A 16,314-nucleotide genomic window follows, 5' to 3' on the forward strand; every position below is an offset into this window, starting at 1 on the left:
CGTCCGCGGGGCAGGATCTCAGATGGCCAAGAAGACCAAACAGCTCGAACTCGAAAAGGACTACTTCGAGAGCGAGCGCAATTTCCGTCTTCTGGTCAAGGGCGTCACCGACTACGCGCTCTACATGCTGAGCCCGCAAGGTATCGTCGCGAACTGGAATGCGGGCGGAGAGCGAATCAAGGGCTACGCGGCCGAGGAAATCATCGGCCAGCATTTCTCGCGCTTTTATACCCCGGCAGATCGAGCGGCGGGCAAGCCGGCGCGGGCGTTGAAAATCGCCGAGGAGACCGGTCGCTACGAGGAGGAAGGCTGGCGCGTCCGCAAGGATGGCTCGTTCTTCTGGGCGAGCATCGTGATCGACCCGATTCGCGATCCCTCCGGCCGCCTGATCGGCTTTGCCAAGATCACCCGCGATATCACGGAGCGGCGCGAAGCGCAGCTCAAGCTCGAGCAGGTACAGCGACAGCTTGCGGAATCCCTGAAGATGGACGCGCTGGGCCAACTGACCGGCGGTGTCGCGCACGACTTCAACAATCTCTTGATGATCATCTCGGGCAATTTGCACACGATCAAGAAGGAGCTGACGAGCCCGCGGGCTGTGCGTGCGCTGAGTGCGATCGAGACCGCTACACAGCGTGCCGCATCCCTGACCAGCCAGCTCCTCAGCTTCGCCCGAAGACAGAGCGTCAATCCGCGGACCATCGACGTCGATCGCCAGATCGCGTCGGTACGGGAGGTGTTGGCCAGCGCGCTTGGCAGCATGGTGGCGTTGCAGATCGATATCCAGTCCGACGTCTGGCCGGTCTTCGTCGATCCCACCGAGTTTGAAACCGCCCTCCTCAACCTTGTCATCAACGCTCGGGATGCGATGCCGGAAGGCGGCACCGTCGCCGTCTCGGCGCGCAATGATCCGGACAAGGATCAGGTTCTGATTTCGGTCGGGGATACCGGCACGGGCATCCCACAAGATGTGCTAGGCAAAGTGTTCGATCCCTTCTTCACCACCAAGCCCATCGGCAAGGGAACCGGCCTCGGCCTCTCCCAGGTGCATGGCTTCGTCCATCAGGCCGGCGGTACGATTGAGATCGAAAGCGGGCTTGGCAAGGGCACCACGGTCCGCCTCCGCCTGCCCCGGAGCAGCGCGGCCGAACATCACGAACGGGAGAGCCTGAACAAGCAAGCCTCCGCAACCGTCCTGCTGGTCGAGGACAATCCCGCCGTGGCCGATGCTAGCGCCGGGCTGCTCGAGCAGCTCGGCTACACTGTCCGCTGGGTGCCCAACGCCGAAACGGCGCTGCAAGAGATCGAGGCTGACGATGTCGACCTCGTGTTCAGCGACATCATCATGCCCGGCAAGATGGACGGACTGAAGCTGGCGCGCGCGATCAGGGAACGAAACCCGACGTTGCCGGTCCTGCTCACGACCGGCTATTCCGATACTGCCAAGCACGTCAGGGTGGATTTTCCCGTCCTCCGCAAGCCCTACCAGCTTCACGAGCTCAGCCGTGAGTTGTCGAAGCTGACCGGGCACGGTTGATCCGCGCCGCGGGTCGTCATTTCATCCGACCCGCAGGAACCTGGCCGCGCCCGGATTTGTTGTTCGGAGCGCCACGGGAAATGCCGCTGGAGCATTGATGGCCAATGACGACCCGAAGGAGACCGCCAAAACGCAGTAAGCTCGCGCATGGGCGGGATTTGGCGCCGTGTCGCCCACTCGTGCTCGACGATTCCAGTTACGAGGAATTGCTGGACGATTGGATGGTCGCCTATCCGGGCACCGAGTTGGTCCCGTTGGCGACCTCAATCAGCTAGCCTGGCTCGCGGACGGCCAGCTTCCCCGCACGAGCCGGACCCGCTCGATGCGCCCGCATTGCTCGCAGCGATACTGAATGACGTCCTTGCCGTCATCGCCCGGGGTGCTCCTCTCGAGCCGCATCGTCTTCCTGCAGATAACGCAGGAGATCAGTGTGAGCAGCGGGTTGCGATCGTCATTCATCGTTCCCGTCCGACACAAAACTCCTCGAAGTTAACCTATGTGACGGTTGCGGCAGCCGAAATGGGCCATGTTGTCACTATTCCATGTCGTTAATATTGATGGCCGCGGGGGGCGGATTCCTATGGAACGTAAGCGATCTCCGGTGGAGCAACAGGCGGCCGACGCGCTGCGCCGCGCACGCCAGCTTCCGGTCGGTGCCGACCGCAACGATCTCCGCCAGCTTGCAGTCGGACTGTTATGGTTGCACCGCCGTGGCATGGACGCCCTGCTGGAGGGGCGCCTCCAAGGGTTTTCCCCGCTGAGCCGCCCTCTTTCCGAGACCCTCGTCGATTGACATCAACGGAAGCATCGGGCGACCCCGGCGCGGGATCCGGGCCGCGTCATTCCGGCCGCCAGATGTCGGCCAACTGCTCGGCCTTGACGAGGTCAATCTGTTCGGTGAAGCGCAATCGATACATCGTCATCAGAGCGTCATGACCGGCGTCGGAGGAACTGCACAGCGCGTCCTCGACGATGATCACGCGAAAGCTGAGGTTGACAGCATCCAGCACCGTCGAGAGCACGCAGACGTCCGTCTCGGCTCGACAAAAAAGTCCAGCGGAAGCTGGCTCCGCCAGACAGTTAGATCCGGGCCGTGAGAAGAACCAGAGCCCCGATGCCGTAAGCGGTTTCAAGGCCCATGCAGACCTCCGGATATAGCAAGAACAGTGTCGACCACGCGTCCTCGCATTCAAGTCAAAGCGTGAAAGCCACGTAGACAAGGAGCGCAATCAAAAGTGCGAAGCCGATGCTGATCGTCGCAAGCATTGCCTTCGCCATTGCGCCCTCCCGCGGCTTCGCGCGTTAGCTTGTTGACGGGTCGTCCGACGCTCAAACGCGTCAACGTGGTGAAAGTTGCTTGGAGAACCTCAGCGTCGATTTTCAGCCGCTCTTCTCGGCGCTGTCGATGCTTTCGCGATGGATTTCGGTTCCGGCATCATCGAGCACCGCAACCGCATAACCCTTGCCGAGATATTCCTGCCTGCTCTCGGCGATATCGATCGCAAGCCGCTTGGCGACTGCGAGCGCCTGGTCGCGGTCGTCCACCGGTCGCCCCGTGACATCGATCGTCCGATCGTGGTCAACAAGCCTGAAGTGATAGTGGCTCATCGGCATGCTCGTGGCGTTAGACCAGCTTTGACTGGTATTGCTCTCGTGCCACCTTTCCAGGTCAGGTTTCGGGCCGCCGGGTCGCTGCTCCTTCTCCGGATTCCCCTTCCACGGTTTATCGGTCTGTTTGTGCGAACCCCAGTCGGTCTGCTGCCGGGGATCATCGAGTGGCGTTTCCTTGCTCATGCGACACCTCCTCACGAGGCAAGCGCGAGAGCCAGATCGGTTCCTGACGCGGACATTCCGTCGCGGTCCCGCAGCACCTCGCGCTATGGGCCTCCTGCCACCGAACCGGCGATGACCATAACCAGCGCGTCGAGATCGATCTTGCCTTTGACGACGAGATCGGAGGATCGTTCAACGTGCAGGGCCTGCGGGTTGTTGCCCGCCTGGCGCAGCAGCTCGCCTACGATTGCTTCCTTCAGCTTCTTCTCGAGCATCCTGGCTTCCTCGCAACCGTGCACTCACGTCGCCGGCGCAAGCTCTGGCCCGACCCGCATCGCGCGCCTGCGCTTGAAGCCCCGATAGTCGTCGATCGCCTTGTTCGACAGCAGAAGGCGCCGCCGCTCTCCCCGTTGCACCATCAACTCGATATCATCGACGAGAAAGCGGCTCGCGACTGCGGCATCGTCGAGCTCGCCGGTGCGCTCGAGAAAATCCCAGGCGATCTGCACCGAATGTTCGATCAATATGGGTAAGGGCTCGGTCATGTTCTCCTCACGATCCAAACGCGCGGAGACAACGTCCGTTCCTGGTTCGAAACGGGCGGAAGTACATCGTGCTGTCGCGCAACTTCCTTGTTCACGGAGCCGCAACACGGTCCGCTGGCGAGGCTGATTGACGCGCTCAATCCTTCTTCAGTCGCGCAACCGGTTGGCGTTTCAGGTGCTCTCTGACATCGGGCAGCCGTTCGCTGCCGCCGGCAGCTTTCCACTGACCGATCAGCACCGTCATCTCCGAACGCATGGCAAGCAGCCGGCGCGCCGCTTCCGTGCAATCGTGATCGTGATTGACCTGGTCGCGGATCACGCCCTCGACGACGATCATCTCGTCCCGTAACGCACTGATCTTACGACGGATTTCATTAATTCTATTGTCCATGCCTTGTTAGAACAAAAATAGAACATAAAGTCAAGTCACGGATTTGAGACCGTGAGGCAGACCATGAGGACATCGGCCGTGAAATATGGCGGGGTGCGCGAGCGCGCCAGCGCCCAAATGACCCGCGCCCAGGCATTGCGATTAAAGGGCCTCGCAGAGGAGGCCTACCAGCCCAAGCAGTACGCGCGAGATCTCAGCTTCGAAGAAGCCGAGCGGCGTATTCATGCGCTCGAGACGGAAATCGCGCTGGCGGATTCGTTCTAGCTGATGGTGACAACTCCCTCGCCGCGTCCGGAGCCATCGGCCTTATCAGCCGTTATCGGCCGATGACGGAGGAAGAGCGTCAGCTCCTCAAGGATACCTCGGAAAATCTGCTGCGGCTGTTGCGCCAATGGGATGACACCATCGCGGGAATGCACATCGCCATTTCCGAACTCTACCGCGCGGGCATGGTGACTTCCGAACGAAAGGCAGTCGCGCTCTCGCGGCTGAAGCTTAGACGAGACCTGATCCGCCGGGAAAACAAGCCGACGGAATATCTGGACGGGCTGATCGACGAACTCGACAAATGGACGGCTCGTTGAGGATATGCGGAACACCTATGCCTATAACGACGGCTACTATGGCTACGGCTACAACAGCGGCTTCGTCTGCCAGCCCGGAACGACATTCATCGGCCGGGATGGCCGACGACACATCTGTCAGTGACGATCAGGCGTTGCGAATCGAAGGAAGACGGCCGCAAGGGCCGCCTCCTCTTTTGTGTCCTCGCCTTCCGTTAACAAATGATATAGCCGGGGTGACTAAGCGTCGGTCGGCCGATTGGTCACTGCCCGGAGCACCTCTTGCTGGACATCGAACGGAATTCGCCGCTTCCTTTCCCGCTTGCGTTGAAAGACGGGCGGACGATCGAAACCGTTGGCGACGTAGCGGACTTCCTTTCATCGCTCACTGAGGATCAGCGCGAGCGCGTTCACTGGAGAACGGCGATCCTGATGCTCAACAATGCCATGAAGGAATCGCGCTATCTGAAGATCGCCACCATCAACCTGCGCTCCGCACTCACCTATGAGCGCTTGCTGGCGTAGGACGCGCCGTGACCGTGTTCGTACGGACATGGCCGAATCGTGGCTTTTTGCCTAAGCAAAGCTTGTTATGGCCGCAAACAAGGTAACGGCGGTACAACACGGCGGCTCGGGCTCAATCCGCCACGGCTGCAATCTCGGGCCGCCTTCGGCGCCGGGCGGCCCGTTTCCTCTCAGAGCAGTCTTGCGCGCACGAACAGCGAGCGCAGCGCATTGGTCGCCGGGATTGCCAACATCGCGTTGTCGGCGGCTTTCTCCAGCGCGCTGACCGCCTCGTCATGCAGTTGGCGGAATTCCATCCACTCCACTGAATTCAGATTGGTGATGAACCGGTAGGCTTGGCCGACGGTGGCAATAGTGACCGTCTCGCCGTTCAGCTTGATCTTGAACGTCGCCTTCAGCGGTGTGTCGGAACTCGTTACGTCACCCATCGCGCGGTTGTGCTCCGGACGCAGCCAAAGTCAATCTAATTCTCGCACCACCCCGGAGGTTCATCCCAACAGGCCCGATGTCTGTTAGCTTGCTCCGGGGTGATTCGTGCTCGCGGACAGCAAAGACACATATCTGGATGCGCTCAATCCTGCGCAACGGCGCGCCGTCGAGCACGGCGTCGGGCCGGATGGAACCATTGGCGCGCCGCTCCTGGTGATCGCCGGCGCGGGATCGGGCAAGACCAACACGCTGGCCCACCGCGTCGCGCATCTGATCGTCAGCGGTGCAGACCCGCGCCGCATCCTCCTGATGACCTTCTCGCGCCGCGCAGCGGCGGAAATGACCAAGCGTGTCGAACGGATCGCCCGCCGCGTGCTCGGCGACAATGCCGGCGTTATGACCGATGCGCTCACCTGGTCCGGCACCTTTCACGGCATCGGCGCGCGGCTGCTGCGGGAATATTCCGAGCGGATCGGGCTCGATCCTGCCTTCACCATCCATGACCGCGAAGATTCCGCCGACCTCGTCAACCTTGTCAGGCACGACCTCGGATTCTCCAAAACCGAGAGCCGCTTCCCGACCAAGGGCACGTGCCTTGCGATCTATTCCCGCTGCGTCAATTCCGAGACGCCGATCGAGAGCGTGCTCGGCACGTTCTATCCCTGGTGCTCGGGCTGGGCGAACGAACTGAAGCGCCTGTTCGCCGCTTACGTTGACGCCAAGCAGCAGCAGAACGTGCTCGATTACGACGACCTCCTGCTCTATTGGGCGCAGATGGTGATCGATGCTGCGCTTGCCGACGAGATCGGCGGCCGCTTCGACCATGTCATGGTCGACGAATATCAAGACACCAACCGCCTGCAGTCGTCGATCCTGCTCGCGCTCAAACCCGGAGGAAACGGCCTTACGGTCGTGGGTGACGATGCGCAGTCGATCTATTCGTTTCGCGCCGCCACGGTCCGCAACATCCTGGATTTTCCGGACCAGTTTACGCCGAGGGCGGAGATCATCACGCTCGATCGCAATTATCGCTCGACCGAGCCGATCCTGTCGGCCGCCAACGGCGTGATCGCGCTGGCCAAGGAACGCTTCACGAAGAATCTCTGGACCGAGCGGACATCGTCGCGCAAGCCGCTTCTCGTCGCCGTCCGCGACGAGGCCGATCAGGCCCGATACATCGTCGAGCAGGTCCTGGCGAACCGCGAGGAAGGCGCGCTGCTCAAGCACCAGGCCGTCTTGTTTCGCACCTCCTCGCATAGCGGCCCGCTGGAAATCGAACTCACCCGCCGCAACATTCCTTTCGTCAAGTTCGGCGGGCTGAAATTCCTCGATGCCGCCCATGTCAAGGACATGCTGGCGCTGTTGCGCTTCGTGGAGAACCCGCGCGACCGCGTCGCCGGTTTTCGCATCCTGCATCTGCTGCCGGGCGTTGGGCCGAGCTCGGCGCAGCGGGTGCTCGACCGCATGGCCGAGGCTGCCGATCCGATTGCCGCACTCGGCACCCTGCCCTCGCCGCCACGCGCCGGCGAAGACTGGAAGGGGTTTGTGCGCTCGGTCGAAAACCTCCGTTACTCCGAATGGCCCGTCGATATCGAGCGGGCGCGGCTGTGGTACGAGCCGCATCTCGACCGCATCCACGAGGACGCCGAGGTCCGTCGGGCGGATTTGATACAGCTTGAGCAGATCGCAAGCGGCTATCCCTCGCGCGAGCGCTTCCTGACCGAGCTCACGCTCGACCCGCCGGATGCGACCAGCGACCAGGCCGGCCCGCCGCTGCTCGACGAGGATTATCTGATCCTGTCGACGATCCATTCCGCCAAGGGACAAGAATGGAAATCAGTCTTCATGCTCAACGTCGTCGACGGCTGCATGCCGTCGGATCTCGGCGCCGGGACCAGCGCCGAGTTGGAAGAGGAACGCCGCCTGCTCTACGTCGCCATGACCCGCGCCAAGGATGATCTGCAACTGATCGTGCCGCAGCGTTTCTTCGTGCACGGCCAGAGCGCCAAAGGCGACCGGCACATGTACGCCTCGCGCACGCGTTTCATCCCGGAAAGGCTGGCGCCGCTGTTCGAGCGCACCACCTGGCCGATCGCTCGCCCGGCGGCTGCCGCGCTGACAGATCGTGCCGCGCAAGTCGACATCCGCGCCAAGATGCGCGGGATGTGGCGCTAGCCGAGCAGTGATCGGGAACGATCCCTGCTGGGCCACGTTAACGGCAAGTCCGAAACTCTTGCGACGACTCCCGTGGCGGGTGACGAAGCCGCGCTAGAGCCGTCGTCCGATTGACCGGTCGTGAAAGCCTTTCCGTACGCAGCGCGCCTATTTCCTCGAGAAGATCTGCTTGAGGTAGCAGAGTCCATCGTAAGTCAGCCGCGTCTCGCGGGTCTCGCCTTTCGCCACTTCGCCTTCCAGGAACGTCTCGAGCTCCGGAAGCGCGCGCTCGAACTTCTCCGTGATGCCCATCATCACGCAGGTTTCCTTGATGCGTTCGATCGGTTTTTCAAGAACGTCGATTTGAACCATCGCCTTCAAATTCATGATCCAACGCTTTGTTCCGACCGCCGCTGCGGTAGCCCGCCGCCGGTCCCGGAGAATCATCTGGTGATCGCTTGACCGGCCGTGAGTCTACTTGCCATGCGTGTCAGCAAGACGAAGGGCGATCAGACAACGCGGCGCGGCAGCGCCTCTGCTCGCTCTGAACTTCGTCACGGCGGACATACAGGTCGTGACTCGATCGTCGGCATGCGCGCGGCGGAAGGCCGCAGCTATTGGCCCCTGTTGCTCGCACCCTTCCTGGTGCCGCCGGTGCGCCTCGCTGAGCCCCGCGCTGGCGGCAAGATCGCTTCATGGTCGGCTTTGCCTCCGCGATGAAGAAATATTGATGCCGCTGGCCCGCTCTGGTTCCGGCGGATCGGAATACTTAGATCAGGATAATTACCCCTCCGCCGATGTCCCCCTGTGAAGAAATCCGTGGTCATCCTTGTTCTGCTGATTGTCGTTCCGCTTGCTTTTTCGACGGTCGCCTATTTGCTCGGAGATCGGCGCGTCAATTGGCAGACGGCCGACCGCTCGAGCGCCGGCTTGTTGCCCAAGGCCTCAGAACATCCGGACGCCGTCATCCGCGTCTATGCTGCGCGCACTGTGCGCTGGCGCGGGATTTTTGCGGTCCACACCTGGATCGTGGTCAAGGAACGCGATGCGCCGCGCTATAGCCGCTATGACTACACGGCGTGGGGCGCACCGGTTCGGGTTGACGGATTCGTGGCCGACGGCCGATGGTTTGGTGCCGTGCCGGAAGCGATCGTGAGTGTGGACGGCGCGAACGCCGAGCAGTTGATCCCGAAAATCCGGGCAGTCATCGAGAATTACAGATTTCGCGACTATGGCGATTACAGCGCCTGGCCGGGTCCAAACTCGAACACATTTGTTCAGGCGGCGCTCGACGCCGTCCCTGAACTGCGAGCGATACTGCCGCCGACGGCGATCGGCAAGGACTACCCTTACCGGGGTGAGTGGTATGGCATCACCGCGTCACGCACCGGTGTCTTCGCCACATTGGGCGGCTATCTCGGTCTGACGATCGGCTGGATCGAAGGGATCGAGTTGAACTTGTTCGGCGGAGTGCTTGGTATCGATATCCGTCGCCCTGCCCTGAAGTTCCCCGGCATCGGCCGGCTCGGCCTGCCGCTTGTCCAGCGATAGACTGGCTGCGGGCCGGCTATCGGAAAACGGTATTCACTTGCGGAGTATTTCGTTGCCTGTTCTCAATCGCTCGACCAGCACCGCCTTGGGGTTCATTGTCCTGCTTGCGTTTCTTGCGCCGCCGACAGTTCGGGAAGCGAAGGCACAGAGCGCGACCGCAGCCGCCGTCGCCAAACCCGTATCACTGCCCGACATCGCAATCGGCTCGCCGAAGGCGCTGGTGACTATCACCGAATATGCCTCGATGAGCTGTCCGCATTGCGCGGCGTTCGGCGAGAACGTCTTTCCGATGCTGCGTTCGAAATATATCGATACCGGCAAGGTCCGCTTCGTGTTTCGCGAATTCCCACTCGACATCAAGGCAGCGGCCGCCTCGATGCTGGTGCGTTGCATCGGCAAGGATGATGCGGAAAAGCACTTCGCCGTCATCGAGACGCTGTTCAAGCAACAGGCCCGCATGATGGATCAAACAAAGGAAACGCTGTTCATGGTCGGCAAACTCAACGGCATGAGCGAGCAGGAAGTCGAAACCTGCGAGAAGGATCAGGCGCTGCTCGACAAGATCGCCGCCGACCAGCGCTATGCGATGGAGACGCTGAAGGTCGACGCTACGCCAACCTTCTTCGTCAACGGCGAGCGATGGCAGGGCGCGATGTCCTACGAAGAGCTCGACGCGAAGCTCAAGACGCTGCTCAAGCGCTAAACTCCTCACTCTCGCACATGCGATTGTGCAGAGCGGGATACATCGCCTCATCGTCACAACGCAGACGTGCCCCGCGTGCTGGTGGGCTTGTCGTTCGCCGCGGCTCAAGGATAGCCTCGTCGCCCGTAGGCGGGGCGATGGGCGCGACGCTCGCTTGAATCAAAATGAACAGGCGCCAAGGGGAAACGCCATGTTCGAGATTCTCGATCGCCGGAGGAGTCTGACCGGCAACCAGATCAAGATCCTTTCGGCTGCCATCATCGGCGACGCGCTGGAATTCTTCGATTATTTCCTGATCGGCTTCGTGCTCGCCTTCCTGATCGGGCCGTGGAAACTCACCTTCGGACAGTCGGCGATCGTGCTGATGAGCTCCGGCATCGGCGCCATCATCGGTGCCTATGTGTGGGGATGGCTGGCCGACCGAGTCGGCCGTCGTATCGTGTTCGTCGGCACAGTGCTCAACTTCTCGATCGCCACCGGACTGCTCTATTTCACGCCCGAGAATGGCTGGATCTATCTCGCGATCATGCGCTTTTTCGTCGGCACCGGCGTCGGCGGGCTCTACTGTGTGGACCTGCCGCTGGTGCAGGAGTTCATGCCCTCGCACAAGCGCGGCTGGATCGGCGGACTCGTCACCTGTGTGATCCCGCTCGGCGTCGGGCTCGGCGCCATCCTCGGTGCAGTGATGGGCTCCGACCAGTGGCGGCTGTTGTTCGCGATCGGCCTGCTGCCGTCGCTGCTCGTGCTGCTGGTCCGGCTCTGGGTTCCGGAGAGCCCGCGCTGGCTGTGCCGCCAGGGCCGCTACGAGGAAGCCCGCAAGTCGCTCGCCTGGGCGCTGCAGGTGGAGCCGTCCTCCCTCCCGCTGCCGTCGGCCGCCGATGCCGGCCCGGTCACCAAGACGAACTGGCTCGATCTGTTCAAGTATCCGCGCAGCCTGATCGTCTCCTGGCTTGGCAATGCCGGCGCTCAGACCGGCGTTTACGGCATCACCCTGTGGGCGCCGGCGCTGTTCGTGCTGATCCTGAAGGTGACGCCGCAGGAGGCCGCCAAGATGATGATCCTGCTCAGCGTCTCCGGCTTTCTCGGCCGCCTCTCCTTCTCCTATCTCTCGGAGCTCGTGGGACGGCGGACCTCCGGCGGCCTGCTCGGCTTCGGCGCGGGCGCGCTGACAATCATCGCGGGCTATCATTACGACGTGACGCTGTTCGGCGTCTCGGCATTCTGGCTGCTCTTGACCCTGGCGTTCTTCTTCGCCGATGGCGGCTTTGCCATTGTCGGTCCCTATGCGGCGGAGGTCTGGCCCTCGCATCTGCGCACCACCGGCATGGGTTCGGCCTATGGCTTCGGCGGTATCGGCAAGATCATTGGTCCGGTCGGACTCGCGTTGATCGTCGGCTCCAGCAACTACTTGAAGCCGGATGTCCCGCTGACGCAGATCCCGACCGCCTTTGTCTATCTTGGCTGCTGGTTCCTGATGGCGGGCGCCGTCTATTACTTCCTCGGCATTGAGACCAGGGGCAAGTCGATCGAACAGATTGATCGGGAGCTGACGGCTGGAGCCGACGTGGCGGCGACCGCGTCGGTTCGGCAAGCCTAGGAGCTATGAGCGATGATCGCGACGTCTGCCGAACTTGCGGGCGATCCGGCCGTGATCGCCTGCGCGAAAGCTGTCCAGCCGCTGGTCGCAGCGGCCGCAAACGAGATCGAGCAAACGCGCCGGTTGCCGCCGACGCTGCTCGACCGGCTTCATGACCACAGGCTGTTTCGCCTGTTGCTGCCGCGGTCGTCACAGGGCATCGAAACCGATCCCCTCACCTTCTTCCACGTCATGGAGACCATCGCGCAGGCCGACGCCTCGACGGCATGGTGCCTGAGCCAGGCCGGCGGCTGTGCGATGGCGGCCGCCTATCTCGATCTGCCCGTGGCACGTGCCGTGTTCGGCGATCCCCGTGCGGTGCTGGCCTGGGGTCCCGGTCCGAAGGTGAAGGCGATCGAATGCGAGGGTGGCTATCGCGTCACGGGCACCTGGTCGTTCGCTTCCGGCGGGCGACACGCCACCTGGCTCGGCGCGCATTGCCCAATCTATGCGGCCGACGGCTCGCCGAAACGCGACGCCCATGGCGCGCAGATCGAGCGCACCATGCTGGTGCGGACCGAGGACGTCGAGTGGGCCGACATCTGGAACACGGTCGGCCTGCGCGGCACTGCGAGCGACCAGTTCACGTTGAACGACTTCTTCGTCCGCACGGACCATTCGATCACCCGCGAATTCGAGCGCGAACGCCGCGAGGCCGGTCCGCTCTACCGCATGGGTTCAGGCACCTGCTACCAGGTCGGCTTTGCCGGCGTCGCCTGCGGCATCGCCCGCGGTGCGCTCGACAATTTCGTCGACGTGGCCCGCAACAAGGTGCCGCGCGGCGCCAAGAGCCCGCTGCGTGACAACGCCGTGGTGCAGTCCGGCTTGGCCCAAGCCGAAGTCCATCTGCGCGCCGCGCGCGGCTTCGTGCTGCAGTCGATGGCCGACATCTGGAAGGACCTCGTCGCCGGCAACGACATCACGGTGGAGCAGCGGATCATCATCCGCATGGCCGCCACTCACGCCATCCACAAGGCGCGCGAGGCGGTCGACTTCACCTACAATGCCGCGGGCGCAACCGCGATCTTCGAAGGCCATCCGCTCGAACGCCGCTTCCGCGATATCCACACCGTGACCCAGCAATTGCAGGGCCGGCTCAGCCATTTCGAAACCGTCGGCGCCTGGATGATGGGTGCCGATTGCGACCTCACCTTCGTGTAGAGCGGGATGATTTTTCTTCGAAACATCATCCCGCTCTATCTTTTTGTTTGAGCATGATCTTTTCGGAAAACCGGTATCCACTTTTCCGGATCATGCTCTAATTTCCAGGGAGAACACCATGCCGCTTGGCCCATTGCAGCACTACACGATCGAACCCCAGGATCTCGAAAAGACCAAGAACTTCTATTGCGACGTGCTGGGTCTCGAGAACGGCGAGCGCCCGCCGCTCGATTTCCCCGGCTACTGGCTCTATTCCGGCGGCGTCGCCACCGTGCACCTGATGGGCACCCGCAAGCCCCGTAAGGGCATCGTGGTGCGTGGTACCGAGAAGAAATACGAGGACACCGGCCGGCTCGACCACATCGCCTTTTCCGCCACGGACGTCGAAGGCGTGCGCAGGCGCCTGCGAGAGCACAACATCAAGTTCCGCGAAAGCATCGTTCCGCGCACCGGCGACACCCAGTTCTTCTTCTACGACCCGGACGGGGTCGGCGTGGAACTCAACTTCGCCAAGGCCTGAGGGAGCCCCTTCGGGCATAAGCCCCACCCGTTCGTCGGCCAGCCCCGGAGGCTGGCCGACGCCATTTTGTGGCGCCCCGCCAACGGGTTCCCGACAAGACCTTCAATCAGCCATAAGTCCGGCGTGAATCAGTCGAGGTTTCTTCAACTTTGCATGACGATTGGAGGGGCCGCGCCGCTGCGGCAGGATAGCCGGGTGCCGCGCCTTCAACCTACCCCAGGGCATGGTTACCCGGCTATTCGTGGTGGCGCCCGATCCCAGGGCGTTTTCAGTCCAATCCGCGTTCGTGGCTGAGGCGGACCATTTCGTTGATGAAGATCTGCTTCTGCTTGTCGTCGAGGCTTGCATAAAGCGGCTCGGCGGCGTCGGCCACGTTGCGCTGATCGACCGCGCGGTCGTTGAGGAACTGGGCCTCATTGCGCATCTGCTCGATGACGTCGTCCGGCGGATCGCGCTTGGCGCGGGCAATGCGCAGGTTCACGCGATCGGCACCGTTGTGGCCGAGATAGTGCATCGCACTGTTGAAGCCCCCCCAATACTTCTCCTGCTCCGGCGTGAGGTTCAGCTCCTTCTTGATGCGCTCGATATTGGCGTCGCTGTTGGCGACGATCTGTTCGGCCGTGAGCTGCGGCACGCTCTCTTGAGTCATCATCTGCGGCTGCTTGGCGGCAACCTTGTCCTTGGCCGCCTTGCCAGCCTTGCTGCCCTTGGCCGGGCCGCCTCGCCTATCGGCTGGCGCAGGGTTGTTGCTATTGGTGCCGGTGAGCACGCCGGTCACCCCCGTGACCACGCCAACCACACCTCCGATCGCTCCGCCCAAGACGCCACCGACCGGTCCGGCCGCCTTGTTGCCTTCGCGGGCGCCCTGCTGGACACCCTGAACCAACCCTTGCGCCTCCGCGCGCGGCGACGCGCTGACACACAGGATGGCGGCCACCGCCAGCGCGGCGCAGAGGCTCAAGCGCGCACGCAGCTTCGATACCAGGCTTGGCATTATCGGAGTCTCCATGATCGATCCGGGTTACGGTCTGACATTCGATTGCGGCTGGAGCGCCGCCAAGTCCGGACTTTATCGTTGTAGCCGCGAGCAGGTCTACCGGTTGCGCCTCTTCGGTCCGACGACGCAAAGCGGCGAGGGACGACTCGGGCCGCCGGCTTCGCCGGCTCTGCAACCGCTTGCGTGCGCCGCAAAAAGATTCCTCCCGGCGCCCCTGCGGCAGGCATAGCGCGAAGATTAACAGCCCCGACTGCCTGCGATTTGTACACAACGTTAGTTTTAGGAAAGGATGCACCTGCTTTCTCGACAGGCGCCAACAATTCTGCTCTGATCTGTGACGAGGAAATCGCCCCGCCGCCTCGAATGCGGCGAGCCAAAAAACAAAAAAGAGATTTCGGAAGTCTTTGACCGTCGGCTCACCAGGGAGGGAACGCCATGTCGCGGAAGAAGCTGTCTCGACGAGAATTTGTTGCGGCTACAGCGCTGTCATCGGCAGCGCTGATCACGGCTCCTTACGTTCGCGGCGCCTATGCCGCGGGCGCGCTATCGATTGGTTTCTGGGATCACTGGGTGCCCGGGGCCAACAAGGCTTCGACCGACCTCGTCAATGAATGGGCGGCGAAGGAAAAGGTCGATGTAACGATCGATTACATCCCGAGCCAGGGCAACAAGCTCCTGCTGACGATCGCCGCCGAAGCCCAGGCGAAATCCGGCCACGACATTATCCAGATGTCCACCTGGTGGCCGCACGCGCAGGCCGAATTGCTCGAGCCGGTCAACGACATCATGGAGCAGCTCGTCAAGCAGAACGGCGAGGTCAACGGGACAGTCAAATATCTGGGGCAGGCCAACGGCAAATGGCTCGGCGTTCCCGCCAGCGTCGGCAGCCAGATCAAGGGTCCCTGCTCACGCATCGATCTGATGAAGAAACATGCCGGCATCGATGTGCAGGAAATGTATCCGGCGGGTTCGCCGCCAAAAGCCGACAACTGGACATTGGATACGTTCCTGAAAGCGGCGGAGGCCTGCCACAAGGCCGGCGTTCCCTTCGGCATCGGCCTCGGCGAGACCAGCGACAACGTCGACACCGCGGGCGCGATCTTCCAATCGTACGGTGCCGAGTTGGTCGATGCCAAGGGCAACCTGACCGTCAAGACCGACGCGGTACGGCAGGCGCTCGAGTTCTACAAGAAGCTAATCACATTCCTGCCCCCGGATGTGTCGGCATGGGACGACGCTTCCAACAACAAGTGGCTGGTCTCCGGCAGGGGCGCGATGATCATGAATCCGCCGAGCGCCTGGGCAGTCGCCAAACGCGATGCGCCGCAGATCGCCGAACAGTGCTGGACGCACGGCTTCCCGGCCGGGCCGAAAGGCCGCTTTGCGCCCTACCTACCCTTCTTTTGGAACATCTGGGCGTTCTCCAAGAACAAGCCAGCCGCCAAGAGCCTGCTGCTCCACCTGTCGCAGCCGGCATCGATCGAGAAGATGGTGGTGGCGAGCGGCGGCTACGATCTGCCCGCCTACGAGAAACTAACGAAGCTGAAGGTCTGGCAGGAAGAAGCGCCGCCGAAGGGCACCCTCTTCCACTATCCGGACCCCTACAAGACGCAAACGCTGTCGATCGCGGCCTCGCCGGCGCCGCCCAAGGTCGCGCAGCAGATCTACGTGCAGGCAACACTGACCAAGATGTGCCTGCGCTATTCCCAGGGCGAAAAGATGGAGAACACGCTCGCCTGGGCTGAAGGCGAGTGTGAAGGCTTCATGCGAAGCTGAAGACGAACGTGTGGTCGCGGCGGCCCGAAGAGGCCGCCGCGGCGCGGACCGTC

21 protein-coding genes are annotated in these 16,314 nt (G+C 62.4%); 12 read left to right on the forward strand and 9 right to left on the reverse strand.

Annotated elements, in window-relative coordinates:
* The first annotated feature begins 22 nt into the window (after nucleotides 1-22).
* Nucleotides 23-1,537 (forward strand): ATP-binding protein, encoded by a 1,515-nt coding sequence (locus ACVJGD_RS07095; protein WP_456633676.1) that lies wholly within the window; start codon nucleotides 23-25, stop codon nucleotides 1,535-1,537.
* 267 nt (nucleotides 1,538-1,804) lie between these two features.
* Here the strand turns inward: ACVJGD_RS07095 and ACVJGD_RS07100 are convergent, their stop codons facing one another.
* Nucleotides 1,805-1,996, reverse strand: coding sequence for a hypothetical protein (locus tag ACVJGD_RS07100; RefSeq protein ID WP_456633677.1), 192 nt, complete (start codon nucleotides 1,994-1,996; stop codon nucleotides 1,805-1,807).
* A 67-nt stretch (nucleotides 1,997-2,063) separates the two neighbouring features.
* Between ACVJGD_RS07100 and ACVJGD_RS07105 the strand changes: the two genes are divergently transcribed.
* Nucleotides 2,064-2,330: a hypothetical protein gene (locus ACVJGD_RS07105; RefSeq protein ID WP_456633678.1), complete on the forward strand. Its 267-nt coding sequence runs from the start codon at nucleotides 2,064-2,066 to the stop codon at nucleotides 2,328-2,330.
* A 46-nt stretch (nucleotides 2,331-2,376) separates the two neighbouring features.
* On the opposite strand, the gene ACVJGD_RS07110 is transcribed toward ACVJGD_RS07105, so the two are convergent.
* The 5 genes from ACVJGD_RS07110 to ACVJGD_RS07130 all read right to left on the reverse strand — a co-directional run bounded on the left by ACVJGD_RS07110 (nucleotide 2,377) and on the right by ACVJGD_RS07130 (nucleotide 4,192).
* Complete coding sequence (locus tag ACVJGD_RS07110; RefSeq protein WP_456633679.1) at nucleotides 2,377-2,559, reverse strand: isochorismatase family protein; 183 nt, start codon at nucleotides 2,557-2,559, stop codon at nucleotides 2,377-2,379.
* A gap of 358 nt (nucleotides 2,560-2,917) precedes the next feature.
* A complete protein-coding gene (locus ACVJGD_RS07115; RefSeq protein WP_456640202.1) occupies nucleotides 2,918-3,151 on the reverse strand; it encodes a DUF6894 family protein in 234 nt (77 codons plus the stop codon).
* A 263-nt stretch (nucleotides 3,152-3,414) separates the two neighbouring features.
* Nucleotides 3,415-3,585 carry a hypothetical protein gene (locus ACVJGD_RS07120; RefSeq protein ID WP_456633680.1) on the reverse strand — a complete coding sequence of 57 codons (171 nt, stop codon included), beginning with the start codon at nucleotides 3,583-3,585 and terminating at the stop codon, nucleotides 3,415-3,417.
* Between the two features lie 24 nt (nucleotides 3,586-3,609).
* Nucleotides 3,610-3,855, reverse strand: coding sequence for a hypothetical protein (locus tag ACVJGD_RS07125; protein ID WP_456633681.1), 246 nt, complete (start codon nucleotides 3,853-3,855; stop codon nucleotides 3,610-3,612).
* A gap of 136 nt (nucleotides 3,856-3,991) precedes the next feature.
* Nucleotides 3,992-4,192: a hypothetical protein gene (locus ACVJGD_RS07130; RefSeq protein WP_456633682.1), complete on the reverse strand. Its 201-nt coding sequence runs from the start codon at nucleotides 4,190-4,192 to the stop codon at nucleotides 3,992-3,994.
* A gap of 117 nt (nucleotides 4,193-4,309) precedes the next feature.
* Here ACVJGD_RS07130 and ACVJGD_RS07135 point away from each other — a divergent pair, with 117 nt between their 5' ends.
* From ACVJGD_RS07135 to ACVJGD_RS07145, 3 genes are all read left to right on the forward strand, one after another.
* On the forward strand, nucleotides 4,310-4,510 hold the full coding sequence (locus ACVJGD_RS07135) for a DUF3072 domain-containing protein (RefSeq protein WP_456633683.1): 201 nt from the start codon (nucleotides 4,310-4,312) through the stop codon (nucleotides 4,508-4,510).
* A 62-nt stretch (nucleotides 4,511-4,572) separates the two neighbouring features.
* Nucleotides 4,573-4,830, forward strand: a complete 258-nt coding sequence (locus ACVJGD_RS07140; protein WP_456633684.1) for a hypothetical protein — start codon at nucleotides 4,573-4,575, stop codon at nucleotides 4,828-4,830.
* A gap of 261 nt (nucleotides 4,831-5,091) precedes the next feature.
* Nucleotides 5,092-5,334 carry a hypothetical protein gene (locus ACVJGD_RS07145; RefSeq protein ID WP_456633685.1) on the forward strand — a complete coding sequence of 81 codons (243 nt, stop codon included), beginning with the start codon at nucleotides 5,092-5,094 and terminating at the stop codon, nucleotides 5,332-5,334.
* 170 nt (nucleotides 5,335-5,504) lie between these two features.
* Here ACVJGD_RS07145 and ACVJGD_RS07150 read toward each other — a convergent pair whose 3' ends face one another.
* Complete coding sequence (locus ACVJGD_RS07150; protein ID WP_456633686.1) at nucleotides 5,505-5,762, reverse strand: hypothetical protein; 258 nt, start codon at nucleotides 5,760-5,762, stop codon at nucleotides 5,505-5,507.
* A 106-nt stretch (nucleotides 5,763-5,868) separates the two neighbouring features.
* Between ACVJGD_RS07150 and ACVJGD_RS07155 the strand changes: the two genes are divergently transcribed.
* Nucleotides 5,869-7,938, forward strand: coding sequence for an ATP-dependent helicase (locus ACVJGD_RS07155; RefSeq protein ID WP_456633687.1), 2,070 nt, complete (start codon nucleotides 5,869-5,871; stop codon nucleotides 7,936-7,938).
* 147 nt (nucleotides 7,939-8,085) lie between these two features.
* Here the strand turns inward: ACVJGD_RS07155 and ACVJGD_RS07160 are convergent, their stop codons facing one another.
* The gene (locus tag ACVJGD_RS07160; protein ID WP_456633688.1) at nucleotides 8,086-8,304 is read right to left on the reverse strand and encodes a hypothetical protein; all 219 of its coding nucleotides are present in this window, start codon (nucleotides 8,302-8,304) and stop codon (nucleotides 8,086-8,088) included.
* Nucleotides 8,305-8,736: 432 nt separating this feature from the next.
* Between ACVJGD_RS07160 and ACVJGD_RS07165 the strand changes: the two genes are divergently transcribed.
* From ACVJGD_RS07165 to ACVJGD_RS07185, 5 genes are all read left to right on the forward strand, one after another.
* Nucleotides 8,737-9,468, forward strand: coding sequence for a DUF3750 domain-containing protein (locus ACVJGD_RS07165; RefSeq protein ID WP_456633689.1), 732 nt, complete (start codon nucleotides 8,737-8,739; stop codon nucleotides 9,466-9,468).
* A 52-nt stretch (nucleotides 9,469-9,520) separates the two neighbouring features.
* Nucleotides 9,521-10,171 carry a DsbA family protein gene (locus ACVJGD_RS07170; RefSeq protein ID WP_456633690.1) on the forward strand — a complete coding sequence of 217 codons (651 nt, stop codon included), beginning with the start codon at nucleotides 9,521-9,523 and terminating at the stop codon, nucleotides 10,169-10,171.
* A gap of 190 nt (nucleotides 10,172-10,361) precedes the next feature.
* Nucleotides 10,362-11,768 carry an MFS transporter gene (locus tag ACVJGD_RS07175; RefSeq protein WP_456633691.1) on the forward strand — a complete coding sequence of 469 codons (1,407 nt, stop codon included), beginning with the start codon at nucleotides 10,362-10,364 and terminating at the stop codon, nucleotides 11,766-11,768.
* Nucleotides 11,769-11,780: 12 nt separating this feature from the next.
* Entirely contained in the window at nucleotides 11,781-12,968 is a 1,188-nt protein-coding gene (locus tag ACVJGD_RS07180) for an acyl-CoA dehydrogenase family protein (protein WP_456633692.1), read from the forward strand.
* Between the two features lie 118 nt (nucleotides 12,969-13,086).
* Nucleotides 13,087-13,488: a VOC family protein gene (locus tag ACVJGD_RS07185; RefSeq protein ID WP_456633693.1), complete on the forward strand. Its 402-nt coding sequence runs from the start codon at nucleotides 13,087-13,089 to the stop codon at nucleotides 13,486-13,488.
* 268 nt (nucleotides 13,489-13,756) lie between these two features.
* On the opposite strand, the gene ACVJGD_RS07190 is transcribed toward ACVJGD_RS07185, so the two are convergent.
* Complete coding sequence (locus ACVJGD_RS07190) at nucleotides 13,757-14,482, reverse strand: Spy/CpxP family protein refolding chaperone (protein ID WP_456633694.1); 726 nt, start codon at nucleotides 14,480-14,482, stop codon at nucleotides 13,757-13,759.
* Nucleotides 14,483-14,920: 438 nt separating this feature from the next.
* Here ACVJGD_RS07190 and ACVJGD_RS07195 point away from each other — a divergent pair, with 438 nt between their 5' ends.
* Nucleotides 14,921-16,261: an ABC transporter substrate-binding protein gene (locus tag ACVJGD_RS07195; RefSeq protein WP_456633695.1), complete on the forward strand. Its 1,341-nt coding sequence runs from the start codon at nucleotides 14,921-14,923 to the stop codon at nucleotides 16,259-16,261.
* Nucleotides 16,262-16,314: the final 53 nt, after the last annotated feature.

The organism is Bradyrhizobium sp. USDA 10063 (genome assembly GCF_054063735.1).